Origin of the sequence: Snodgrassella sp. W6238H11 (genome assembly GCF_016100525.1) — a bacterium.
Taxonomy (GTDB): Bacteria; Pseudomonadota; Gammaproteobacteria; order Burkholderiales; family Neisseriaceae; genus Snodgrassella; species Snodgrassella alvi.
Window position 1 is genome coordinate 617,042 of the sequence record NZ_JACFSH010000001.1, and the last position, 23,189, is coordinate 640,230.

Sequence of the window (23,189 nt, forward strand, 5' to 3'; positions counted from 1 at the left end):
TAGGATATTAGTTGATGAAACGTGGTTTGTTTATCTGTCTGTTAACTTTATTTCTGACTGGTTTTGCCAGCATAAATCATGCAGCACCATTACCGGTAATCACAAGCTTTAGTATTCTGGGAGATGTTACACGGCAAATCGGCGGTGAACGAGTACAGGTACGAAACCTGATTGGTACTGATCAGGATGCGCATATGTATCAGTTAGTAAGTAAAGATTTACGTGACATGCGTACTGCTAAACTGATTTTGCTTAATGGACTGGGGCTTGAACCTCTTGCTTTGCAACGTGCAGCTCAGCAAAGCCGAGTACCGATGTTTACTGTTACTCAGAATATTAAACCGTTAATGCTGGCTGATGATGGTCACGGACATCATCAGCATACCGATCCGCATGTCTGGAATGACCCTGTTCTCATGCAAATATATGCACGCAACATTGCTAATGCTCTGATTAGTGTGGATCCGCAAGGTAAAGCCTATTATCAGCAGCGTCTGACTGCATATCAGCAACAACTTGCCGGATTGAATAACTGGGCAAGCAAAATGTTTAATGCAGTGCCTGCAGAAAAACGAAAAGTGTTAACCGGACATGATGCTTTCGGTTATATGGCAAAACGTTACCGGATTGAATTTATTGCGCCACAAGGTATGAGCACAGAAGCAGAGCCTTCGGCCCGTCAGGTTGCCGCTATTATCAGCCAGATCCGGCGTGATCATATTAAAGCTATATTTATGGAAAACATAAAAAATCCGAAGATGGTTCAACGTATTGCCAGCGAGACTCAAACCAAAATATCCGGTCGTCTTTATTCTGATGCACTGAGCAAAGCTGCTCCGGCAGCTACATACATCGATATGTTCCGTTATAATGTAAATGCTTTATGCAATGCGATGAAATAAATTTACAGATAAGCATATAGTCAGAGCTGGCTATATGCTGTTTTTAATTTTGTAAAGCCTGCCGCCAGTTGTGTATATCTGTCTGGCGGTTTTGCTCAAAATTTTCCAGCATTTCCAGTTCAAAACTGGAAAAACCGGCTTGCTCCCGTGCTTCCAGATTAACATAGCCGCGAAAAATAAATAAATCATAACGACTGAGTAAGCGACGAAATAATGTCAGTGGCTCAAGTCCGCGCTGTTTACATAAATACTGATACCAGTAATTTCCCGCACGTACATGCCCTACTTCTTCACGATAGATAATATCCAATACAGCACAAGTTTCATCATCCCCTTTTTGAGCAATTTTCTTACGCATTCCCGGTGTTACATCCAACCCTCGTGCTTCCAGTACTCTGGGTACTAAAGCCATACGCAGTAATGGATCAAATGCAGTTTTATAAGCCATATCCCATAAATGATTATGAGCTGAAAAATTACCATAATCATATCCAGTTGCTTGCAAACGCTGACGCATAAGCTGAAAGTGTTTTGCTTCTTCAGCAGCAATCCGTACCCAGTCACGAGTGAACTCTTCCGGTAACAATCTGAATCGGTAGGCAGCGTCTAAAGCCAGATTGATTGCATTAAATTCAATATGACAAACTGCATGCAACAAAGCTGCATAACCTTCTATAGTAGTTAATTTTCTGTTTGTAACTCTGGAGGGAGGCACTAACTCAGGTTTCGGTGGATGTCCGGCCAGACGAAAATCTTTTATTTCACCTGTTTCATCCCTTCTCAAACTATTCGCAGGTGTATCTAAGCACAGTTGTTGTGCAGTTAAACTTAGCGTACATTTTTCCTCAGGCTGGCAACTCAACAAAGCAGATTCGAGTAATAAGACGATAGACATATATAGAAGTTACGTTATGGCAAAATTATGATTGAGTATACATGTCCTGCCGCTGCTAAATAAACCGCGATTTAATATGATTTAACATTTTAATGGTTTTAATCAGCTATTATGAATTACAATATCAATTTATTAATATATAAAAGGATTAAAATGTATTATTCATGCACAACAAAAGCTGTTCTTTTAACTTTGACTTTAGCAGTTTCCATTCCTGCACTAGCTGATCATAATTGGCAAACCTGTAAAGAAAAACAGCAACAGATTGAAAAACAATTGCAATATGCACAGGCTAACCATAATCAAAAGCAAATTAACCGGCTGAATGCACAAAAAGCAGACATCATTCAAAATTGCTCAAATGATGATTTACGACAAAAATACACTCAGAAAATTAATAAATTAGACAGCAAAATCAGTGAAACACAGCGTAAACTGGCCAAGGCTCAGGCTAAAGGAGATACAGAAAAAACTGCTGAATTACAAAATAAATTAAACGAAAATACATCAAAGCTTCAACAGGCTAAACAGAATTTAGCCCGTTTTGAGCAGGCTGCTAAACATTAAATGCACCAATATTGCTGATGAAAGAGCTTTTCACTTAAGGCTTTTTCATTAGCAAATTTATTTTCTGAAAATTCTTAGAAATTTTATGTAAACTAATAAGAAATCCCTATACCATCATTGATTGATATATTGGCCAGATATTTTCAAATTCCTTATTTGTTAAGACTATTGTCATTATTCATTTATATTGTAATTATACAAACAGAGATTAATAGCTTAATTTAGTTTCATCTTTGTTCAGGAGCAGCTAAAATATCCTTTAGTAGTTCATCAAAGGAGTAATTAATGCGAATTTTGAGTAAAGCAATACTAACCGGCTTTATGACTGTCAATTTAACTCTGGCCTATGCCGGAGGTCTTGATACTCTGCAAAAATTCAATTCCGATACAGATGGTATTTCCGGTCAGTTCAGTCAGACTGTTCACAGTAAAAAGCGTACTCAAACTACTTCAGGAACATTTTCCATTCAGCGCCCGGGACTTTTCCGCTGGGAATATACACAGCCATATAAGCAAACTATTGTTGGTGATGGTAAAACTGTCTGGTTATATGATCAGGACTTAGCTCAGGTAACCAAGCGCTCTCAGAATCAGACCATTGGCGATTCTCCGGCAGCTATTCTTTCGAATAAATTAGCGTTGAATGCCAATTATACCTTGACAGATGATGGCAGCAGTAATGGCATTGATTATGTTCGGGCCATTCCAAAACGAAGCGATACAGGCTATCAGAATATTCGTATTGGTTTTCGTGGTGACAATCTGGCCAATATGCAGCTGAAAGACAGTTTTGGTAATCTGACCAATATTACTTTCAGTCAGCTTAATACTCATCCGCAGTTTAATCGCAATCAGTTCAAATTTACACCGCCCAAAGGTGTAGATGTATTAAGCCAGTAAAATAGACTAATAGCATAACAGGCAGCCTGTACCTGCCTGTTTTATATTGCTCATTAACGGGATGTCAGCAACGATAAACGTATGAGCGTCCGTTATGAACACCCCGGCACCAGCGCGGGCGGAACATCATCCAGTCCATATCATCATCCCATCTGCGCTGCATTGCCCAGTTCTGTGCCTGCTGCAATTTAATTTTGTTAATATAATTATTCCATGCCAGCTTGTAACAACTCTGAAAAATAGGTAAATTAACTTTTTGCCGGTATTCTTCTGCTAATTTGGCATTGGCAGGATCAGATAAAAATGTCGGGTTTTGCATTTGTTCCCGCATTAATTCAGCAGTACGGGTATCACACTGTTCAGCCAGATCCAGCTGCAGTTTTTGCTGTGCTGCCTTTTCTGCTGCTGCACGCTCGGCCTGACGGGCAGCTTTTTGTTCAGGTGTAGCACAAGCAGCCAGCGCTAAGACAACTATGCCTAAATAGCAAATTTTCCGCCAATACATACAGATTCCTTTTATCCGATTACTTTCAGATCCTTATAATTATACACCAGGACATTATGGCATTTAATTGTTATAGCCTTGATGTTTGTTTTATCGGTTTTCGTTGCCAGTATGGTTTATAAACCTGTAATGGCTGCCAGCTCAAATTTCGTTCGGATAAAATTGACTGTATTCCTCCCATCCGGTCTGTTCGTAAAAGACTAATATTTTCTTGTGCCAGCAACGCTTGCACCTGAATATGCGGATGACCGTAAGGATTTGCATAGCCTGCACTGGCCACGGCATATTGAGGGGCAACTGTTTGGATAAAAGCAGCATCACTTGAATAACGGCTGCCATGATGACCTAAAACTAAAATCTGGCTAAATAATTTATCTCCATAAGCTTTTAGCAAGGCCTGCTCGCCTTTTTTACCTAAATCGCCGGTTATCAACACGGCTTTATCAGCACTGACTACCCTTAAAACACAGCTATAATCATTTTTTCCTTTTTTATTAGTTGCTACTGGCTGATTAAGAAATTCAAACCAGACATTGTCCCACTGCCAGTTAGCTCCGGCTGTACATGGGTGGACAGGATACTGATATGCACTGATTTGTCCGGCGATGATTTTTTTAGGTTGCAGCTGCTTTTTAATCAGTACAGCACCCCCGTCATGATCAGCATCATTATGTGAGAGTACTAGCGTATCAAGTTGCCTGATACCGGCTGCGCGTAAATTAGGTAATAACACCGATTGCGCAGCATATGCTGTACCCGTATCAAATAATAATTCATGCCCGGCCGTACTAATGCTTACAGCCAGACCTTGCCCGACGTCCCATACTCTAACTAATGCTTCACCCTGAGCGGGACGTGGAGGCCGGTAACTAAGCATTAACAATAAAATTAGCAGGCATAGCGGACGCAGATGCCAGCCTCGGGGCAGCAACATAATTAAAACAGACATTATCGCCAGTAACCACATAGCCAATGGTGCATGTGCGGGATAATATTCCGGCGCATATTCGGCTATTGTGTACAGTATCTGCATAGTTTTTTCGGTAAGATATGCAGCAAAAGTACGCAAGAAATCTAACGGAACAATCATTGATAATAATGCTATTGGTACCAGAACCAGTGTGAACCACGGAATGGCCAGAGCATTTACCAATGGCGATATGACAGGTATTGAACCAAAACAGAAAGCTACCAGTACGACTGAAGCAAGCCCGGCAGCCCACTGTGCCTGCACTAACTGAAACAATTTAATTTTATGATTTACACCTTCTCCTGCCCACATCAGAACTGCAACTAACAAAAAAGAAAGCCAGAAACCAACACTAAGAACGGCCAGAGGATCAAACAGCAATACAAGTGCTATCGTCAGCCACCAAATTTGAAATGCTCGCAAATACCCCCGCCGCCACGTCAGTGCCAGAATGATAATCATTAGCATACTTCGCTGGGTCGGCACGGCAAATCCGGCCAGAGCACTGTATACAATCGCAGTAATTACTGCTGCACCACGTGTCAGTATCCATGGTTGTGAAACCCGAAAAGGGAGATATTGTAAGCATTTGCTGCACAGCCATGCGGCCAGCATGGCTAACATCCCTACATGTAAGCCGGAAATGCTGACCAGATGATTTAAACCCAAAGGACGGAATACCTGCCATGCTTCAGCCGGTAATGCAGACTGTTCGCCAACCGTAAGTGCTTTTATTAATGCTACCCCCTGCGGATATATCTGAGATTGTGTTTCCCATCGGCCGCCGCACCAGACGCGCCAGTTTGTGAGCTTTTCCTTCCAGCCGGACGCAGCCGGAAGTGCTTTGCGCTTACCTTTTACCACAGTAGCCTGAGCGCTGATATGATTAGCCAGTGCCCATGCTTCACGATTGAAACCAACCTTATTAGCTTCACCGATTATGGCTCGCACTTTTGCTTTTATTTGCCATCGGCTGCCAGCCGGCCATTGTTGTTTTGAATAATCAGTAAGTAGCCATTGCTGTTGCCGGCCATCAGGTAATTTAACCTGTGCCACAAAACGACTGCGTTGCTGTTCATATTGCGGGATATCGCTTACAGTAAGCGTAATATTTTGCACACTTGCTTTATCAGTAAGTGGCCATTGATTTTGTAATAAATTATCCGTGCGCCATAATGCAAATATTATTCCGGCGCATAAAGCACAACCAAACAAAAAAAACTGCCAGCGCGTAAAAAATGCGAAGACTAACAAAATAAAAAAAGCATATATCCACGGTAAAATCGCTGGTGATGGCAGCAGATAAGAACCGCAAACACCCACTACCCACCACGGTAACCATCCACTGACTACGAGAGTTTTTGACATACAAGCTGCTGTTAATTTCAGATAAATATTTATTTGTAATTATTATAACCACATTATACTGAATTAAATTAAAAATGTTATTGTAATTTTTTGGCCGTAAAGCTTTTAATACTAGATTTATAGAAATCTGAGATGATAATAACAGGACAGATAATCATACATAAAATTAAATCAGGCAGATGAAAAATTTAATACTCGATTAACGGGTTTTATTCAGTTCTATTAAAATTGTTTAATCTGGTTTAAGATGAAATTCCAATATGTTGTTTTGAAAATATACAGTTATTTTGCTAATCTGAATTTTCAGTATCTGTACTGTTGAATTAAATTTAATTAATCTCAGTAATGCCGCTGTGAAAACAAACAAATATGGGTATAATATAAAGTTTGATAATTTTAAGCCGGCTTTAATTAAAAGGACTTAATCACACTATGGCACAACAGCCTGCCGAGGGCGGAAAACTGAAAAAATCATTAAAGAAATACATGCTCACTGGCGTGCTGGTATGGTTACCTATTATTGTAACAATCTGGGTAATTAGCTATATCATTGGCATGGCAGATCAGCTTGTCAACATTCTGCCTGCTCACTGGCAGCCTCAGGCAATATTGGGATTCAAGATTCATGGTTTAGGCTTACTGTTTGCTATTATTGTCGTATTTTTCACTGGTTTACTGGCAGCAAATATGCTCGGACGCAGAATATTCGCTGCCTGGGATGCGTTGTGGGGACGTATTCCTGTCGTAAAAAGTATTTATTCCGGAGTCAAAAAAGTTTCTGAATCTCTATTGTCAGATTCCCGGCAGTCGTTTAAAACACCCGTACTGGTACCCTTTCCTCAGTCAGATATCTGGACTATCGGATTCGTATCAGGTCACATACCGGATAAACTGGCATCCGCCTTACCGCACCATTCTGAAGAAGCTTCGTCAGATAATTATATTTCAGTATATGTGCCCACTACACCTAATCCGACAGGTGGTTACTATATTATGGTTAACAGTAAAGATGTCCGCGAAATTGATATGAGCGTGGATGATGCACTGAAATATGTTATTTCACTGGGTATGGTGCAGCCGGATGAACCACCGCACAACCAGTCATTACAGGCTATTTTCTCTTTACACAAACCAGCCAAACCGCATTAATGCATGATTGGCCGGAAATAATATTCCTGAATGACACAATTAACCGTAATCATAGTAACAAAGGCATCAAAATGCGAACCAACTATTGTGGCTTAATTAATGAGCAATATCTCGACCAGACTGTTACCGTAAAAGGCTGGGTACATCGTCGCCGCGATCACGGCGGTGTAATATTCATTGACCTGCGCGACCGGGAAGGTATCGTACAGGTAGTGATTGACCCGGATACACCTGAAGCTTTTACTCTGGCTGACTCTGCCCGTAACGAATATGTACTGAGTATTACCGGTCGTGTACGTGCACGTCCTGAAGGTACCAAAAACGATAAAATGATTTCCGGCGGTATTGAACTATTAGCAAAAGAAATTGACATACTCAATACTGCTGCCACCCCGCCATTTTTAATTGATGACGAAAGCATCAGTGAAAATGTACGTCTGACTAACCGCGTAATCGATTTGCGCCGCCCGGTAATGCAAAATAATCTGCGACTGCGTTATCGTGTTGCAATGGCTGTTCGCCGCTATCTGGACAGTCAGGGATTTATAGACATCGAAACACCGATGTTAACCCGCTCTACTCCGGAAGGTGCACGGGACTATCTGGTACCTAGCCGTGTATTTCCGGGTGAATTTTTTGCTTTACCGCAGTCTCCGCAGCTATTCAAACAGCTACTGATGGTGGCAGGATTTGACCGCTATTACCAGATTGTAAAATGTTTCCGTGATGAAGACCTGCGTGCTGACCGTCAGCCGGAATTTACTCAGATAGACCTTGAAACTTCGTTTTTAAGTGAAAACGAAATCATGGATATCACTGAAAACATGGTTAAGCTGGTTTTTCAGGAAGCTCTGGCTGTAGACCTACCTGTTTTCCCGCGCATGAGCTGGCATGAAGCTATGTTCCTGTATGGTTCGGATAAACCGGATTTGCGTGTAAATCTGCAATTTACCGAATTAACCGATTTGATGAAAACGGAAGAGTTTAAAGTATTTCGTGCGGCTGCCGATATGAAAAACGGCCGTGTTGTTGCCTTACGTGTCCCTAATGGTGCCAGCCTGAGCCGTAAGGAAATAGATACCTATACAGAATTTGTTGGTATCTATGGCGCAAAAGGTCTGGCGTATATCAAAGTAAATGACATTAGCAAAGTTAACAATACAGAAGATAGCGGTTTGCAATCTCCGATTGTGAAATTCCTTTCTGATCGTGCTTTGCAGTCTATTATTGAGAAAACCGGTGCACAAAATGGCGATATCATTTTCTTCGGTGCTGATAAAGCCAAAGTGGTTAATGAAGCTATTGGCGCGCTGCGCGTTAAAATTGGTCACGAGCATGGTGCTGCTAACGGCTATTTTGCTGACGAATGGCGTCCATTATGGGTAGTTGATTTCCCGATGTTCGAATATGATGAAGAAGAACATCGCTGGTCTGCTATGCATCATCCTTTTACTGCACCTAAAGCCGGTCATGAGGATTTACTGGTATCTGCACCGGATCAGTGTATTGCCCGTGCTTATGATATGGTGCTAAATGGCTGGGAAATCGGTGGTGGCTCTATTCGTATTCATCGTGCAGATATTCAAGAGAAAGTATTTGCTGCACTGAAAATCACTCCGGAAGAACAACAGAATAAATTCGGTTTTCTGCTGAATAACCTGAAATTCGGTGCTCCTCCGCATGGAGGTCTCGCGTTTGGTCTGGACCGACTGGTAACCCTGATGGCTGGTGCTGATTCAATTCGTGATGTTATCGCATTCCCGAAAACTCAGCGTTCGCAGGATTTACTGGTAGATGCACCAAATCATGTTGACGAAAAACAATTGCGTGAGCTTGGCCTGCGTTTACGTCAAAAAGTTCAGACTGAAGAGAAAAATTAATTTATTCTTTTGATAAAAAACTGCCTGATAAAATTTATCAGGCAGTTTTTTTATCATTTAGGCAAAGTACTATTTATAAATTAAATTTAATCAGCGTCTCTTTAGCCAGACACCAGATTCAATATGCGGTGTGAAAGGAAACTGATCAAACATGGCGGCCTGTTTAACGCTATGAGTAGCTAATAATGTTTGCAGATTTTCGTGCAAAGTGACCGGATTACAGGATACATAAATAATGTTATCAAATTTCTGTAACAACTTAAGGGTGCCATGATCAATACCGGCTCTCGGAGGGTCCACAAAAACCGTACTGAACTGATAATCAGCCAGATTAATCTGCTCACTGGCCAATCGCCGGAAAGTTCGGATGCCTGTAAATGCTTCTGTAAATTCTTCTGCCGAAAGTCGGGCTAATGCAATATTATTGATATGATTATTATCAATATTCCAATGCGCTGCCTGTACAGAAGTTTTTGATACTTCTGTAGCCAAAACTTTGTGAAATTGGCGGGACAGGGGCAAAGTAAAATTACCATTGCCACAATAAAGCTCCAGTAGATCTCCGCCATTGATCGATTGAGCAACATCAACAGCCCAACCCAGCATTGACTGACAAATTTCTGCATTCGGCTGAGTAAAACCACCTTCAAACTGTTTATACTCAAAGATTTCATTATGAACTTTTAAGCGTTCAATAACATAATCGCGTTCCAGAACTACCTTCTGTCCACGGCTTCGCCCCAAGATCTGAATGTTCAGTTCAGTGGCCAGCGATTTCGCCGACTGAGCCCAGACATCATCCAGTTTTTTATGATAAATCAGAGTAACCAGCGTATCGCCAGCCAGTGTAGTTAAAAATTCAACTTGAAATAAGCGTGTTTTTAACTCTTCTCTGGCCTGTATTTTGCTCAGTAAAACAGGCATCAATGAGTTAATATTTTCATGAGCTATGGCAAAATCACGTATTTTACATACATTACCGGAACTGGCTTTTTCTCCCGGGGTAAACATAGCATAACTACAGCTGTCTCCTTCATGCCAGATACGAAATTCCGCACGCATCCGGTAATGAGAAGCCGGAGAAGTGAAAATCTGTATTGGCGGAAAAGCACAGTCTGCAAATAGTTGCTCCAGATAGTGCTGTTTATCAGATAATTGTTGCTGGTAAGTAATACCGGTCATATAGTTATCAGCCAAAGCAAAAAGGGCTTATTATATCAAACCCCGTTCTGTTCCCGTACATCGCGCAGAATTTGCCGGCCATAATCATCTGCAGCAATCATATCCGCAATTCTTTTTGCAGTATCTTCAGCACTTTGCAACTGATTTTTATCCTTTAAGCCAATAAAATTTTGTACCAGGGGAAATTTATCAGCATCGGCAGAACGGATATTTTGCTGCATATTGGTATCAACAACGCCGGGAGCAATACTGGCAATACGTACATGCGGATGTTGTTCAGCCGCTACTACTGCTGCATGCTGATCCAGTGCCGCCTTAGTGGCTCCATATACGCTCCAGCCTGCTACCGGATGCCGCCCGGCACCACTACTGATATGCGCAATGCGAATTTCAGCTTTCGACGTAGCGGCAATCACCGCATTAGTTAATAGTAATGGTGCAGTAATATTTACGGCTACCGCTTTAATAATTGCATCACAATCCTGCTGGCCTATTATTGAATTCGGCTCTACCATACCAGCGTTGTTTATCAGAATAATTTCATTTTTATTTTCAAGACCACTCTGCCAGCTGGCTGACCGGATTAATGTCGCCATAGCATCAGCATCAGAAAAATCAATTGAATATTCCAGTAATTTTTCCGGCGGATTATCCCAGCCGTACCTTGATAGACCGACAACTTTGACTTCTTTGGTCAGGTAATATTCTGTGAGGGCCCGTCCTAACCCCCGACTATGACCAGTAATAATTACACAACATTGCATATTAAATTCCCTTTTTCAAAAATTATCTGAGTTTCTAGCCAGATAGTAATCATACACTTTGCTTATGCAGTAAAAAAATCAGATTTTAATTTGTTTAAATATAAACTTTATTTATGAAGAAATTGACTTTATTAAGTTAAGTATTATCATGCAATGTAAATTTTATGCCTGTTATTTAAAGGAAACTTTTATGTCGTTAAGCATTATTCGTCATGATTGGTCACTACCAGAGGTTATCAAATTATTTCAACTGCCATTTAATGATCTGATATTTAAAGCACAAACAATACACCGACAATTTTTTGATGCCAATAAAGTGCAAGTTTCAACTTTACTATCCATAAAAACCGGTGCTTGTCCGGAAGACTGTAAATATTGCCCGCAATCAGTCCATTACGATACTGGTCTAGAAAAAGAAAAATTACTTGAAGTTCAAAAAGTAATTGAAAAAGCCAAGGCTGCAAAAGCAATCGGTTCAACACGTTTCTGTATGGGTGCTGCCTGGAAGCATCCTACTGCCAGAGATATGCCGTATGTTCTGGAGATGGTAAAAGGTGTTAAAGCACTGGGTATGGAAACCTGTATGACTCTGGGCAAATTGTCACAGGATCAGGCTCATGCGTTATCTGAGGCCGGATTAGATTTCTATAATCATAATTTAGATACTTCACCTGAATTTTACGGAAACATCATTACCACCCGTACCTATGCGGAGCGTTTGCAAACATTGGCTTATGTCCGAGAAGCAGGCATTAAAATTTGCTCGGGCGGAATTCTTGGAATGGGTGAATCTCTAAAAGACAGAGCCAGTTTATTAATTCAACTGGCTAATTTAGATGAACATCCGGAAAGTGTTCCCATCAATAATCTGGTCAAGGTTAAAGGTACACCTTTAGCGAATGAACAGGATATTGAACCGTTTGATTTCATCAGAATGCTTGCTGTTGCCCGTATTATGATGCCCAAATCACATGTGCGATTATCCGCAGGACGTGAACAAATGAATGAGCAAATGCAGGCACTGGCTTTTTTAGCAGGAGCAAACTCTATATTTTATGGAGATAAATTGCTTACCACATCTAATCCTCAAGTTGAAAAAGATAATGCTTTATTTATTAAATTGGGTATCAGTCCCGAACAATGTGAGGATTATAGTGATGAGATACACCGGGCAGCTATTGTACAGGCAATTTCCGAGCAAACACAAAATAACATGTCTGGTAATATTAACGAAGCTTAGTAACTTAGTGTTGTTTAAGCTCATTTGAACAGTAGAGTGAATTGATAAATCTATACTGCAACATATAAAATTCCTTGAATCAACCTTTAGTGTGCATACAAACAAAAAGCAAGAGTTACTGTCAAAACTTGCATTTCTTGAAAACCTGAAGAGCGGTAGCCTAATCTGCCCTACTGGTGAGCGGAAATTGATGGTCACAATACTAAGGTTCTTTCAGGTGGTACAGCGAATGTATTAAGTATAGTGATTCAGATAGAACTGATTAAAACGTTTTTGCTTACATGTGTTTTATGTTATTAGGTGAAATTTTCACAGCCTGTGATATAGAACGGCAAATGCTAGCCTTAGACTTTATTATTCCTACAGGTTTTTATCAGATAATTATCGTAACGCATGAAGACACGACTTAAGCTATTGCTAATACCCTGATTACATTGTAACTATTAAACTAAGGTAATAAGCTTCGGTTTTTATTTCCTAATTAATACGATAAAATCAAATTTTTAATTAATTTTCCCAAGAACAAGTGAGAATGACTAACAAAAACAAAACTAAAGACAACACAATATTAGCTATGAGAGCTCAACGGACTCTTAAAGACTTAGGTGTAAATCTACTTATCCCGCAAGACTCTAAACAATGGAAGGCGTTTATCTGTAATCTTCGAGTTAATCTTCTGGGTTTATCTGCTGAAGAATTCTGGGAGATTTTAGGATTATCCAGAAGTTCTGGTGTCAAATATGAAAGTTCAGATAGATCTTACAGCAGACAACCTAATCGGAAACTTATGCTTCTTATAGCGGAATCCTTTAATCTGAGCTGGGAGCCACTCAACCAAGTATTTGATAATCCTATTGATTCAAAATATTCCACAAAAATGTTAGAAATGCTGAAAAAAAATAATGTCAGCATGCATGAACTTGAGATTCTTTTAAAATGTCTGAGTGATTTACGGAAATTACATTCTAAAATGGAAATTAAAAATTAACCTTTATTAAGATTTCTGCATAAATAAGGATGGAGTAAGTCATAACCATGAGTTACACGAACTTGGATAAACTCGGGTAGTTTTAAAATCACTTTTTCTGTGTCAGTTTTAATTTTAGTATCCTTTGTTGGTTGCTGATTATTTAGTTCTTGGTGATTAGTTTCTGATTCCTCCGCATTATCTAAGGTTTCAGGTTGTTTTACTATATTAGTCTCCTCTACGCCATCAATCTGTTCAACATATTCAGTCAGACCTTACATTTTTTAGGTGATCTTGCCATTAAATTCCCCAGCAGGCTGCCGAAGCAGCCTGTTAAATTAGTTTAGAGTAGTTACTTTAAATGCCTGATCATCATGACGATATACAACTTGTCTCTCGTAAAAATGCAGTGATTTACCATTTAGCATAACCATCTCTTCAACCGCATCAAAATTAGCCCAAGAATTTTTAAGTCGTGCAATAGCATACCGTGAATCAATCCCTACTAAAGTACCAGGCGGAACAACACCTTCATTAAGAATAAATATTTGAGGTTCAAAAATATTCTTATTGATAGGTTTAGTTGCGTAAGCCATTTGTTCTAAACTTATATTAGGACAACCTTTACGCTCGATAATTCTGAAGTAATCATCTTCATTACACAGAACATAATCTACCTGATAGATTCCCCTATCATTCCATAACCACTTCATATAAGCTTTATGGGTTAACACACCATTACCAGCTTCGCTATCATATTTATTGATAGGAACAACAGGTAATGGTTTGATATCCATATCTCTATCACCATTAATCAAAGAATTTAGCTGTTGGCGCACTAAATTAGAAGCTAGTGACTTACGAAGACTTCTTAGGTGAATTGTTATAGCATTAATGGAGCATGCTTTTAAAGCCTCATCTGAGGCTTTTAAGCCATAAGAAAAAGTTGGAATTGTGTGTGATTTCCGAGAAATCGTTAATCGCCCTACATAAGAGATTGCTGACTGACCAATAGCAGAAGCTTGTCGTTTATCTGCATTTGACAAATCAAAAATTGGTATTGCAAAAGTGTCACTTGAAATAGATTCGTCTATTGCAATCAACTTTTCAAACATACTAAGCGTATCAGTACGGTCTTCGGCAGGATTTTCTTCTACTATTGACAAAATCGCAGCAGGTGCTAAAATTGCACAAGCTGTTTTTGCGTCCTGAGTTATTGATGCTTGAAATGTTCCGTCTAAAACATCTCCAAGTGCCATACCTCGAAAACCTCTTCCCTTTGCATTAATAGGGATATTTAAGGATGCCATAACTTGTGAAAAAACGCTGCCATTAGCATAATTTTTATCAGCTTTCTGACCATACTCTTGCTGTAAATATGCAGGGACAGAAAGGTTACTGTCTGCTGCTAACTTATAAAGATCTATTGAAATAGGTATTTCAGAAGGTCTACCACCTGATTCAATAAATGATGCTTTACCTATTAATCCGGCCATAAGTTCCTTTCGTTAATAAATTGCATTCAATTAAATGCACATTTGGGTTACGAGTATCTAAAGTGATAACTCTCCATTTAAAGTTAATAGTGCCCCCTTTCTTCACTACGGTCGTTTATACAGATTTAACAGGTGATTAAGATTTTCATTGGTTGTACTAGGCGGAATTTGAGCCCCACATATAATATTATCCCCAAACTCAAATTCTACCCTGTCATAAACATACGAACTAATGAGGTATGGTGAACACAAACTCCATACGACAAGCTGTCTAAAGTGCCGGATGCTATAGAATTAACTAAACCTTCAATTTCATCACCCTCTTCACACAGCACAATTGTGTTAGAACTCGTACGCTTAATTGCTTTGTTTCATTCATTAGTTTGATTCAAACCCTAACTTCATGTACCTTGTAAAGTTTTGCTCTGAACACCTTTTAATGAATTTCAAATATGGCTGAATAATAGCATCATTTTATCCATTTGTACAATTTTTTTGTACAAATTTGAACTTATAGCTGAAACTTAAGGTGGGTACTTTAGCGTTAATTTTAGAGTATTTTAGTATTTTTATGATTTATAATGATTGATACCTTTACTTATGAGCACGCCGTTAACAACGCCTCCGCTGGCACCTAAAACCATAGCAATTCTTAAACAACTTAATATACATTGCTTAGAAGATTTACATCTTCGCGGAGCGTTAACGGCGTTTTTACAATTTAAAAGCATCAGTACAGGCTGTACAGACAGTCTTTTGTGGCAATTTATTGCTCTAGTAGAAGATCGCTCAGTTCAATCGATTACATCTAAAGAGAAAGATTACTGGCGCCAGCAGCTTAAACTGCATCCGCCAGTAGCTGTCTTTCCGTCTGAAAAAGTTATGCATCAATGGATGCATCAGGCTCTGGATGCAGCGCATCAGGCTTCTATACTGAATGAAGTGCCGGTTGGTGCTGTTGTTGTCTGTGAAAACACCCTGATTGGTTATGGCTACAATCGCTGTATCGTTGATTGTAATATTAGCCATCATGCAGAAATTCAGGCATTAACGGCAGCCAGTAAAGCATTAGGAAATTACCGTCTGGAAAATTGTGATGTTTATATTACTCTGGAACCGTGCGCTATGTGTGCAAGTGCATTAATACAGGCACGAATCAGAAGGGTAATTTATGGAGCTAGTGAAACAAAAACCGGGGCAGCCGGCAGTGTGATTAATTTATTTACTAATCAGCAGTTAAATAAACACACTGCAATCATTGGTGGTGTTCTGGCTAATGAATCCACCCAATTATTACAGGATTTTTTCCGGCGTAAGCGCAGCCCGGTATAAACCAATGCTGCTGCAATCAGAAATTACAGTAAATCGTAGCCAAATTTACCAATCATGATACACAGAAGAATAATAAAACCTTTACGCAATAATTTGCTGCCGCCACGCATTGCTAATCTGGCACCAATGATTCCTCCGCTCAGATTGGCAATAGCCAGTGGAATTGCCCAATGCCATACGACATACTGATGTGGAATAAAAAATATCAGTGCGGCAAAATTTGTTGTGAGATTAATGACTTTAGAAGATGCTGTTGCGGTAATAAAATCGAAGGCAAAAAAGCGAACAAATATAAAAGCCAGTAAGCTGCCTGTACCGGGACCGAATATACCGTCATATAAACCGATTAAAGCACCCATTAACAGTCCGATAATATACTCACGTCGGGTCAGCCGGCTTTGGCGCTGAACCTGACCCAGATCCTTTTTCAAAAAGGTATAAATCGCCATAATGATTAAAATAACCAGAATGGACGGTTTCATCCACGCTGTGGGCAGATATTCCACAACATGAGCACCCATATATGAAAAAGCAAATGCAAGTACGGCGGCAGGTAACAGCATTGCCCATGGAACCGGTATACGTCGGGTATATTGCACAGCTGCTACCAAAGTACCACAGGCAGAAGCAAATTTATTTACCCCTAGAACAACCGGTGTGATGGTTTTCTGTGGTAATGCGCCAAACAGCCCGGGGATCTGTAACAACCCGCCACCACCGACAGCTGCATCCATTAAACCAGCACTGAATCCGATAATTAATAACCACCAGATATGAGAGTCACTGAGCCATTCCACGATATATCCTACTAGCGCATGGCACGTGTGGTAATACGTTTAATTAACTCTTGCTGATTACGGGGTAACCCGTCTTCGCAGAAAGTCTGATACAGCACCGAACGCACTTTATCCAGTTGATTCAGGCTGGTACCGATTACTTTCCATTGACTATTGCGCGGCTGTATCCAGCGTTTATTCACATCGTCACCATATCCGAACACTTTCATGCGCCGTGTCGGGCAATGAATAGCTTCAGCAGTAAGGTTACTAATCCCCTGATCTGATTGCTGGTTCAGAATATAATGGATAGTACGGTCTGTATTGATTTGAATACTGTTCAGCATTAATTTTGGCTGACCCTGATATGTCTGGCTGATATAAATATCTGCCCATTGCTCATTACCTGCCGGATATGCAGGCATAGGTACAGCCTGCTCTTCCCAAGGCTGATTTTCATCAGGCCCAATATAATGCTCGTTATATAAAGTTTCCCTGCGTGCCAGTGCATAAGCACAAACACCAAGAAGTAATACAGTCAATACGGTTTTGGTAACTTTCATACCATGCTCCGAAACCGGATATACAATCCGGCTTTATTCTGAAAAACTGTTTATCATTTGTCATGCAACAAAAAGCTGTCTGTAATCTCATGAGAACAGACAGCCGGATTCTGCCATCAAAGTTTTAAGGCGGCCAGAACCTGAGTTTTTACTGCTTCTACCGGTTGAGTTCCGTCTACACGGATATAGTCCGGTGCATTGGCATCATTCTGTTTACCATAGAAATCAATCAGTACTTCTGTTTGCTCGTGATACACCTGTAAACGTTTTTTAATGGTTTCTTCCTGATCATCATCACGCTGAATCAGTGGTTCACCAGTTTCATCATCAATATTGTTGACTCTTGGCGGATTGTAAACCAGATGATAAGTTCTGCCTGAAGCAAGATGGACACGGCGACCGGACAAGCGTTCAATAATGACATCATCGGGTACGGCAATCTCTACTACAGCATCCAGATGTACACCCGCTTTTTCCATTGCTTCAGCCTGAGCCAGTGTACGCGGGAAACCATCAAATAAGAAACCATTAGCACAATCCGGCTGGGCAATACGCTCTTTTACCAGACCTATAATAATATCGTCACGAACCAGCCCGCCCGCATCCATAATTTTTTTGGCTTCAATGCCCAAAGGTGTGCCGGCTTTTACTGCTGCACGCAGCATGTCTCCGGTAGAAATCTGCGGTATGTTAAACGCAGCAGTAATAAACTGTGCCTGTGTGCCTTTTCCGGCACCCGGTGCACCTAATAATAAAACTTTCATTTCAACTCCTGAATATATCTGTGATTTGATTTAATATTATTACTAATATTTATTTTTTTACTTCTGTCCAGTTCGTGCGTACACGCTCCAGATCGGCAGCTGTATCCACACCCGCAGCCGGAGCATGCGGTGTAATTTGTACCGCAATATTGTAACCATGCCACAGTACGCGCAGCTGCTCAAGTGATTCAGCCTGTTCTAATGGTGATGGAGTCAAATCTGCATATTGGTGCAAAAACTGTACCCGATAACCATAAATGCCAATATGACGATATACCGGAATATCTGCCGGCATGACCTCAGCACCGCTGCGCATTAATTCACGCGGCCATGGAATGGCCGCACGGCTAAAGTACAAGGCATTATTTTTGTTGTTTAACACAACTTTAACACAATTGGCATCTGTAAAATCTGTGTAATCAGTTAATAGATGTGCTGCTGTGGCCATTGGTGCTGAACTTTGCTGTAATTGTTCAGCTACAGCATTAATCAGTTCAGGTTCAATCAAAGGTTCATCACCCTGAACATTTACAACACAGTCTTCTCCAGCGAGATTCAGAATGCCGGCTGCTTCAGCCAGACGAGTTGTACCGCTCTCATGCTCCGGAGCTGTTAAAACAGCTTCAATTCCATGAACCTGACATGCAGTCTGAATATCAGCATGATCTGTTGCCACAACTACTCTTCCGGCTTTGCTGGCAAGTGCACGCTCAGCTACCCTCACTACCATCGGTTTACCATGTATATCAGCTAAAGCCTTATTGGGTAAACGACTGGAGGATAGCCGTGCCGGAATCAGAACAACAAAATTACTCATGTGTCGCCGTACATTCTTCATCAGTTAAATTACGAGCTTCATTTACCAGCATATAGGGAATACCATCTTTTACCGGATAAGCCAGCCGTGATGCTTTACACCACAGTTCCTGCTGCTGTGCATGCCATTGCAGTTTTCCTTTACACTCGGGGCATACCAGTATATCCAGATATTTTTGATTCATTTTTAATCCTTAGTTTCGCAAAGGTGGCAAGCGAAGTTTATGGTTGTTGATTTAGCAGGTTTCCTGAATGCAGTAATACCAGTTAATAATTTATAAATATCGTCTTTGAATGACTTTACCATATATTAAAATGGCAATATAGAGGCTGCTTAATACAGAACCTGAAATCGTAGTCAGTTTGTATCGTCTACCAACGATATACTGACAATTTATTGAAATTCTACCAGCAGCCGGAGTCCATGGCATCTTTTTCATTGCAGAAACGTATTTATTTTATTTAAAACGGTGTAAGTCTAATTTTAACTGAATCAATTCAGCTAACTCCGGGCAGATTTGTGCTGAAAGTGGTAAGACCCAAATATTATATTGCAAAGGTTTTTTCAGTTTGACTGCATCTTTTTCTGTAATAAATATTATTTCTGCATCAGGCCAGTCTTCGGGTTGAATGGTTGCATGATCATTCAGCGCAATGGTTTCTTTCAGATGAATACCCAGTATCTGTAATGCCTGAAAAAAACGTTGCGGTTGTCCGATGGCCGCAATTGCCGCGCATTTTTTTTCTGAAAACTCATGGGCTTTTGCAGTCTGTTGGGGCTGATTTAAACAATAGAAATCGCCATAGTTCAATTGACTGAAACCACACCATTGTGTTTTTATTAAATTTAGTTGCTGTGCCTGCTGAACAGAATTTGTATCACCCTGACTGAATACTACTGCATCTGCTCTCCGTAAGCGCTCAATGGGTTCGCGTAATGGGCCATTAGGTAATATATCCAGTTTTTTTCCGATATCTGCGGCCGGAAATACTATAACTTCCATATCCCGGCAAAGTGCATAATGTTGTAAACCATCATCACTTAATAAAAGCTGCAAATCCGGATATGCATTTAACAATGCTCTGCCGGCAGCTTCACGAGTAGAAGCAACTGCAACCGGTGCCTGAGTTTGCTGAAACAGCATTAATGGTTCATCTCCGGCTTCTGCCGCGGTAGATTGGGCATTCAGAATAACTGTTTCTTTACTTAAACGCCCATAGCCGCGGCTTATGATACCTACCCTTATCTGCCGCTGCTGTAAGGTCTGTACCAGCGCAGCGACTAAAGGTGTTTTACCAACACCGCCAACATGAATGTTACCGATTACCACTACCGGACAAGGCAGTTTTTTAGTCGGCAAAATGCCCGATTTGTACAGCCAGCGCCGTAACAAAGCAATACTTTGAAATAATCGTGCAAGCGGCCACAGTAACAATACCAGCGCTATACGCGGATGCTGCCAGTGCTTTTGTATTAAACCGGCTAACCAACCCATAACTCTGCCTATTAATTACAAAGCTGCACTATACCACGCTGTATGTGCAGAACTGAACTATGATAAAAAAACGCCGTATAATATCTACAGAATAAAACCGCTCTGAATATGGTATCCATTATGTCTGATTTCTTTGCTCCGGCTGCTTTAAGTGTATCTGAACTCAATGCTTATGCCCGTCAATTGCTTGAAGACAATCTGATTGATTTATGGGTTGGCGGTGAAGTTTCTAATCTTACCCGTGCAGCCAGTGGTCATTTCTATTTTTCTTTAAAAGATGCCCGTGCACAAGTCAGATGTGTACTGTTTAAAGGTGTGGCACAGCAGCTAAGCCAGCCCTTACAGGAAGGTGATCATATAGAAGTAGCCGGAAAAATCAGCATTTATGAAGCACGGGGTGAGTTTCAGATTACCATTAATGCAGTGCGCCACAAAGGGTTGGGACAATTATATGAAGCTTATGAGCGGCTGAAACAGCAGTTAACTGCCGAAGGTTTATTTTCAAAGGAACGCAAACGTCCGCTACCTGTTCATCCTAAAGTGGTCGGTGTAGTGACCAGTCTGGCCGCAGCAGCTTTACGCGATGTTGTGACAACCCTGCGCCGGCGCCATAGCGGTATCAGTGTGATTGTTTACCCGACAGCCGTACAGGGTGCAGGGAGTGAACGTCAGATTGCTGCTGCTATTATCAGTGCCAATCAGCAGGCACTGGCTGATGTACTGATAATTTGCCGTGGAGGCGGCAGCATTGAGGATTTGTGGTCTTATAATGAAGAAATCGTCGTACGAACGGTAGCCGACAGCGCAATTCCCACTGTAAGCGGTGTTGGTCATGAAACTGACTTTACCCTGACCGATTTTGCCGCAGATGTTCGCGCCCCGACACCGACAGCAGCTGCCGAACTGGTCAGCCCTGATATGGCGCAATTAAGACATAGTGTTACTCAATGGCAAAAGCGTATACATCAATTACTGGAACAACGTTATTATGATGCTTCACAAAAACTAGACTGGCTTGCTCGTCAGTTAAAGCACCCGCAGCAAAACTGGCAGCAACAGCAGCAGCAACTAAGGGATTTAGCACGTCTGTTACAAATTGATATGCAGCGTCAGATCAGGCAGCATCGGCAAAATCTGATACAGCAACAACGCAGTCTGGAAAATACACGACCGCAAACTATTCATGCACTACAGGCACTTGAATATCGGAAACAACAATTACATCAAATCTGGAAAAATATTTTTATGCGCGCACAACAACGGCTGCAACAGCAGACATCTGTGTTACAGGCAGTCTCTCCTCTACAGATTCTCGCCAGAGGTTATAGCGTGGTCACTAATCAGCGCGGGCAGGTAATACGTGATGCCAACAAATTAAAAACCGGCCAGTATCTTAATATTCGCTTTGCTTGCGGTGAACGAAGCGTACAGGTTGCTCCGCCGAAAATTCAGTCTGATTTATTTGATAATTAAGATATATATTTTCAAATGTATTTCTATTCTATTGCGTAAATTGCTATCACTAAGAATTCGGTGATTAATTGTTTGTTGATTTAAATTCAGATTTTTAATCTAAAAATAAATTATTCTTTGAAATGTTATGTTAAATAAATTTTTGACAGGCAATTAACTTAATAAGAATAGGAATTTAAATGTCACTGTTTGCTCGTTTATTTGGGAAAAAATCTAAAGATACAGTTACTACAGTAGCAGAAAATACAAATAATAAACAATCAATAGGATTAAGTGTTATATTTAAAGGCTCTCTTAATTTTGATAAAGATAAATTATTAGATAAATTAAAATATCTGGATTCTTCAATAACAAATGTCAAATACGAAACCCCTGCAGGAGAGCTTGAACAAGGCGTTTTTGCTTTGATAAGCTGGGGAAAACACGTAGTTAAACTGATCGGATTCAATGCGCCTTTTCCTGCTGATGCATTGGAAACGTGTGTTGCGCCAGCACATTATAGTGAAGATATCAAAAATCAAGTTCGTAAAAATGATAGTCATGTAATTTTGTACTATACAGGACATGATGAAGATGTAATACAACAATACCTGGCTTTATCCCGTCTGGCTGCGTGTTTTGAAGAATTTAATGCATTAGCAGTTATTAATGAAAACGCCCATTCTTCACTCCCTGCAAATGTTTTAAGTAACTTACTTAGTGATGAAGACAGTGCACAGAGTTTATGCGATTGTTTACCGCTATTTTTCTGCGGATTTGTTAAATATATTTTAGAAGACGTTAAAGGTGTCTGGATGCGCACTTACGGTGCTAATGTATTTGGATTGCCTGATTTTGCTGTATTAGCAAATAACCATGATGAAGGTTCTGACTATTTCGATATGTTTGGTAATATTTTATCGTATCTGCGTCAGAGCGGAGCAACTATGAATCCAGGGGATACAATGGAAATTGGTGATAATAAAATGATGTCTTTACGAGTTCCACAGGAGGATGAATACTTTCTGAAAGATACAGGTAATGTTTTGGTTGTAGAGATCGGTAAATAGTTAAATAAGCCTATACATCATTATTGAGCAGAAATTGTCTGTTACTAAACAATAAAAATGACTTCTGATATTAAAAATTTGATATCGGAAGTCATTTTACATTTGGGTAAATTAAAAAATAACTGTTTGTTCAAT

At 40.4% G+C, this 23,189-nt stretch carries 22 protein-coding genes; 10 read left to right on the forward strand and 12 right to left on the reverse strand.

What is annotated here, in order from left to right; translation table 11 throughout:
• The first annotated feature begins 14 nt into the window (after positions 1-14).
• The gene (locus H3V00_RS02760; RefSeq protein WP_198206496.1) at positions 15-902 is read left to right on the forward strand and encodes a metal ABC transporter substrate-binding protein; all 888 of its coding nucleotides are present in this window, start codon (positions 15-17) and stop codon (positions 900-902) included.
• 43 nt (positions 903-945) lie between these two features.
• Here the strand turns inward: H3V00_RS02760 and H3V00_RS02765 are convergent, their stop codons facing one another.
• Positions 946-1,797: a ferritin-like domain-containing protein gene (locus H3V00_RS02765; RefSeq protein ID WP_198206494.1), complete on the reverse strand. Its 852-nt coding sequence runs from the start codon at positions 1,795-1,797 to the stop codon at positions 946-948.
• A gap of 153 nt (positions 1,798-1,950) precedes the next feature.
• Here H3V00_RS02765 and H3V00_RS02770 point away from each other — a divergent pair, with 153 nt between their 5' ends.
• Positions 1,951-2,364 (forward strand): DUF1090 domain-containing protein, encoded by a 414-nt coding sequence (locus H3V00_RS02770; protein ID WP_198206492.1) that lies wholly within the window; start codon positions 1,951-1,953, stop codon positions 2,362-2,364.
• 285 nt (positions 2,365-2,649) lie between these two features.
• Positions 2,650-3,264 (forward strand): outer membrane lipoprotein chaperone LolA, encoded by a 615-nt coding sequence (gene lolA / locus H3V00_RS02775; protein WP_198206490.1) that lies wholly within the window; start codon positions 2,650-2,652, stop codon positions 3,262-3,264.
• Positions 3,265-3,328: 64 nt separating this feature from the next.
• Here lolA and H3V00_RS02780 read toward each other — a convergent pair whose 3' ends face one another.
• Both H3V00_RS02780 and H3V00_RS02785 read right to left on the reverse strand, forming a co-directional pair.
• Positions 3,329-3,769, reverse strand: a complete 441-nt coding sequence (locus H3V00_RS02780) for a hypothetical protein (protein WP_179300431.1) — start codon at positions 3,767-3,769, stop codon at positions 3,329-3,331.
• A gap of 70 nt (positions 3,770-3,839) precedes the next feature.
• On the reverse strand, positions 3,840-6,107 hold the full coding sequence (locus tag H3V00_RS02785) for a DNA internalization-related competence protein ComEC/Rec2 (protein ID WP_084551931.1): 2,268 nt from the start codon (positions 6,105-6,107) through the stop codon (positions 3,840-3,842).
• Positions 6,108-6,539: 432 nt separating this feature from the next.
• Here H3V00_RS02785 and H3V00_RS02790 point away from each other — a divergent pair, with 432 nt between their 5' ends.
• Complete coding sequence (locus tag H3V00_RS02790) at positions 6,540-7,256, forward strand: DUF502 domain-containing protein (protein ID WP_084551932.1); 717 nt, start codon at positions 6,540-6,542, stop codon at positions 7,254-7,256.
• Positions 7,257-7,327: 71 nt separating this feature from the next.
• Positions 7,328-9,136, forward strand: a complete 1,809-nt coding sequence (aspS, locus tag H3V00_RS02795) for an aspartate--tRNA ligase (protein ID WP_037395221.1) — start codon at positions 7,328-7,330, stop codon at positions 9,134-9,136.
• Positions 9,137-9,226: 90 nt separating this feature from the next.
• Here aspS and trmA read toward each other — a convergent pair whose 3' ends face one another.
• Together trmA and H3V00_RS02805 are read right to left on the reverse strand one after the other, a co-directional pair.
• Positions 9,227-10,318 (reverse strand): tRNA (uridine(54)-C5)-methyltransferase TrmA, encoded by a 1,092-nt coding sequence (gene trmA / locus H3V00_RS02800; protein ID WP_084554167.1) that lies wholly within the window; start codon positions 10,316-10,318, stop codon positions 9,227-9,229.
• Positions 10,319-10,353: 35 nt separating this feature from the next.
• Complete coding sequence (locus H3V00_RS02805) at positions 10,354-11,082, reverse strand: SDR family NAD(P)-dependent oxidoreductase (RefSeq protein WP_100125546.1); 729 nt, start codon at positions 11,080-11,082, stop codon at positions 10,354-10,356.
• Positions 11,083-11,272: 190 nt separating this feature from the next.
• Here H3V00_RS02805 and bioB point away from each other — a divergent pair, with 190 nt between their 5' ends.
• Together bioB and H3V00_RS02815 are read left to right on the forward strand one after the other, a co-directional pair.
• Positions 11,273-12,322, forward strand: a complete 1,050-nt coding sequence (gene bioB / locus H3V00_RS02810; RefSeq protein WP_084586142.1) for a biotin synthase BioB — start codon at positions 11,273-11,275, stop codon at positions 12,320-12,322.
• A 532-nt stretch (positions 12,323-12,854) separates the two neighbouring features.
• Positions 12,855-13,310 (forward strand): hypothetical protein, encoded by a 456-nt coding sequence (locus tag H3V00_RS02815; RefSeq protein WP_198206488.1) that lies wholly within the window; start codon positions 12,855-12,857, stop codon positions 13,308-13,310.
• A 317-nt stretch (positions 13,311-13,627) separates the two neighbouring features.
• On the opposite strand, the gene H3V00_RS02820 is transcribed toward H3V00_RS02815, so the two are convergent.
• Positions 13,628-14,785 (reverse strand): hypothetical protein, encoded by a 1,158-nt coding sequence (locus H3V00_RS02820; protein WP_084551937.1) that lies wholly within the window; start codon positions 14,783-14,785, stop codon positions 13,628-13,630.
• 600 nt (positions 14,786-15,385) lie between these two features.
• Between H3V00_RS02820 and tadA the strand changes: the two genes are divergently transcribed.
• The gene (gene tadA / locus H3V00_RS02825) at positions 15,386-16,117 is read left to right on the forward strand and encodes a tRNA adenosine(34) deaminase TadA (protein WP_198206486.1); all 732 of its coding nucleotides are present in this window, start codon (positions 15,386-15,388) and stop codon (positions 16,115-16,117) included.
• 23 nt (positions 16,118-16,140) lie between these two features.
• On the opposite strand, the gene H3V00_RS02830 is transcribed toward tadA, so the two are convergent.
• The 6 genes from H3V00_RS02830 to lpxK form a co-directional block, all read right to left on the reverse strand.
• Entirely contained in the window at positions 16,141-16,917 is a 777-nt protein-coding gene (locus H3V00_RS02830) for a TSUP family transporter (RefSeq protein ID WP_037476347.1), read from the reverse strand.
• Positions 16,918-16,925: 8 nt separating this feature from the next.
• Positions 16,926-17,456: a CNP1-like family protein gene (locus H3V00_RS02835; RefSeq protein ID WP_198206485.1), complete on the reverse strand. Its 531-nt coding sequence runs from the start codon at positions 17,454-17,456 to the stop codon at positions 16,926-16,928.
• Positions 17,457-17,572: 116 nt separating this feature from the next.
• Positions 17,573-18,220, reverse strand: coding sequence for an adenylate kinase (gene adk / locus H3V00_RS02840; protein WP_037394928.1), 648 nt, complete (start codon positions 18,218-18,220; stop codon positions 17,573-17,575).
• Positions 18,221-18,269: 49 nt separating this feature from the next.
• Positions 18,270-19,037, reverse strand: a complete 768-nt coding sequence (gene kdsB / locus H3V00_RS02845; RefSeq protein ID WP_037476341.1) for a 3-deoxy-manno-octulosonate cytidylyltransferase — start codon at positions 19,035-19,037, stop codon at positions 18,270-18,272.
• Positions 19,030-19,221 (reverse strand): Trm112 family protein, encoded by a 192-nt coding sequence (locus H3V00_RS02850; RefSeq protein WP_025330730.1) that lies wholly within the window; start codon positions 19,219-19,221, stop codon positions 19,030-19,032. The genes kdsB and H3V00_RS02850 overlap by 8 nt, the downstream gene beginning before the upstream one ends.
• 273 nt (positions 19,222-19,494) lie before the next feature.
• Positions 19,495-20,532 carry a tetraacyldisaccharide 4'-kinase gene (gene lpxK, locus H3V00_RS02855; protein WP_198206484.1) on the reverse strand — a complete coding sequence of 346 codons (1,038 nt, stop codon included), beginning with the start codon at positions 20,530-20,532 and terminating at the stop codon, positions 19,495-19,497.
• A 120-nt stretch (positions 20,533-20,652) separates the two neighbouring features.
• On the opposite strand from lpxK, the gene xseA reads away from it, so the two are divergent.
• Together xseA and H3V00_RS02865 are read left to right on the forward strand one after the other, a co-directional pair.
• A complete protein-coding gene (gene xseA / locus H3V00_RS02860; protein ID WP_198206483.1) occupies positions 20,653-22,005 on the forward strand; it encodes an exodeoxyribonuclease VII large subunit in 1,353 nt (450 codons plus the stop codon).
• Between the two features lie 179 nt (positions 22,006-22,184).
• Positions 22,185-23,054 carry a DUF4261 domain-containing protein gene (locus H3V00_RS02865; protein ID WP_084551945.1) on the forward strand — a complete coding sequence of 290 codons (870 nt, stop codon included), beginning with the start codon at positions 22,185-22,187 and terminating at the stop codon, positions 23,052-23,054.
• The last annotated feature ends 135 nt before the right edge of the window (positions 23,055-23,189 follow it).

Bases quoted from the DNA above. Each gene is read 5' to 3' on its own strand.
- tadA (WP_198206486.1), top strand. From the start codon at position 15,386: ATGAGCACGCCGTTAACAACGCCTCCGCTGGCACCTAAAACCATAGCA.
- lpxK (WP_198206484.1), bottom strand. From the start codon at position 20,532: ATGGGTTGGTTAGCCGGTTTAATACAAAAGCACTGGCAGCATCCGCGT.
- xseA (WP_198206483.1), top strand. From the start codon at position 20,653: ATGTCTGATTTCTTTGCTCCGGCTGCTTTAAGTGTATCTGAACTCAAT.
- lolA (WP_198206490.1), top strand. From the start codon at position 2,650: ATGCGAATTTTGAGTAAAGCAATACTAACCGGCTTTATGACTGTCAAT.
- H3V00_RS02785 (WP_084551931.1), bottom strand. From the start codon at position 6,107: ATGTCAAAAACTCTCGTAGTCAGTGGATGGTTACCGTGGTGGGTAGTG.
- H3V00_RS02760 (WP_198206496.1), top strand. From the start codon at position 15: ATGAAACGTGGTTTGTTTATCTGTCTGTTAACTTTATTTCTGACTGGT.
- H3V00_RS02835 (WP_198206485.1), bottom strand. From the start codon at position 17,456: ATGAAAGTTACCAAAACCGTATTGACTGTATTACTTCTTGGTGTTTGT.
- H3V00_RS02780 (WP_179300431.1), bottom strand. From the start codon at position 3,769: ATGTATTGGCGGAAAATTTGCTATTTAGGCATAGTTGTCTTAGCGCTG.
- H3V00_RS02770 (WP_198206492.1), top strand. From the start codon at position 1,951: ATGTATTATTCATGCACAACAAAAGCTGTTCTTTTAACTTTGACTTTA.
- H3V00_RS02865 (WP_084551945.1), top strand. From the start codon at position 22,185: ATGTCACTGTTTGCTCGTTTATTTGGGAAAAAATCTAAAGATACAGTT.
- H3V00_RS02790 (WP_084551932.1), top strand. From the start codon at position 6,540: ATGGCACAACAGCCTGCCGAGGGCGGAAAACTGAAAAAATCATTAAAG.
- trmA (WP_084554167.1), bottom strand. From the start codon at position 10,318: ATGACCGGTATTACTTACCAGCAACAATTATCTGATAAACAGCACTAT.
- H3V00_RS02805 (WP_100125546.1), bottom strand. From the start codon at position 11,082: ATGCAATGTTGTGTAATTATTACTGGTCATAGTCGGGGGTTAGGACGG.
- bioB (WP_084586142.1), top strand. From the start codon at position 11,273: ATGTCGTTAAGCATTATTCGTCATGATTGGTCACTACCAGAGGTTATC.
- aspS (WP_037395221.1), top strand. From the start codon at position 7,328: ATGCGAACCAACTATTGTGGCTTAATTAATGAGCAATATCTCGACCAG.
- adk (WP_037394928.1), bottom strand. From the start codon at position 18,220: ATGAAAGTTTTATTATTAGGTGCACCGGGTGCCGGAAAAGGCACACAG.
- H3V00_RS02815 (WP_198206488.1), top strand. From the start codon at position 12,855: ATGACTAACAAAAACAAAACTAAAGACAACACAATATTAGCTATGAGA.
- H3V00_RS02765 (WP_198206494.1), bottom strand. From the start codon at position 1,797: ATGTCTATCGTCTTATTACTCGAATCTGCTTTGTTGAGTTGCCAGCCT.
- H3V00_RS02850 (WP_025330730.1), bottom strand. From the start codon at position 19,221: ATGAATCAAAAATATCTGGATATACTGGTATGCCCCGAGTGTAAAGGA.
- H3V00_RS02820 (WP_084551937.1), bottom strand. From the start codon at position 14,785: ATGGCCGGATTAATAGGTAAAGCATCATTTATTGAATCAGGTGGTAGA.
- kdsB (WP_037476341.1), bottom strand. From the start codon at position 19,037: ATGAGTAATTTTGTTGTTCTGATTCCGGCACGGCTATCCTCCAGTCGT.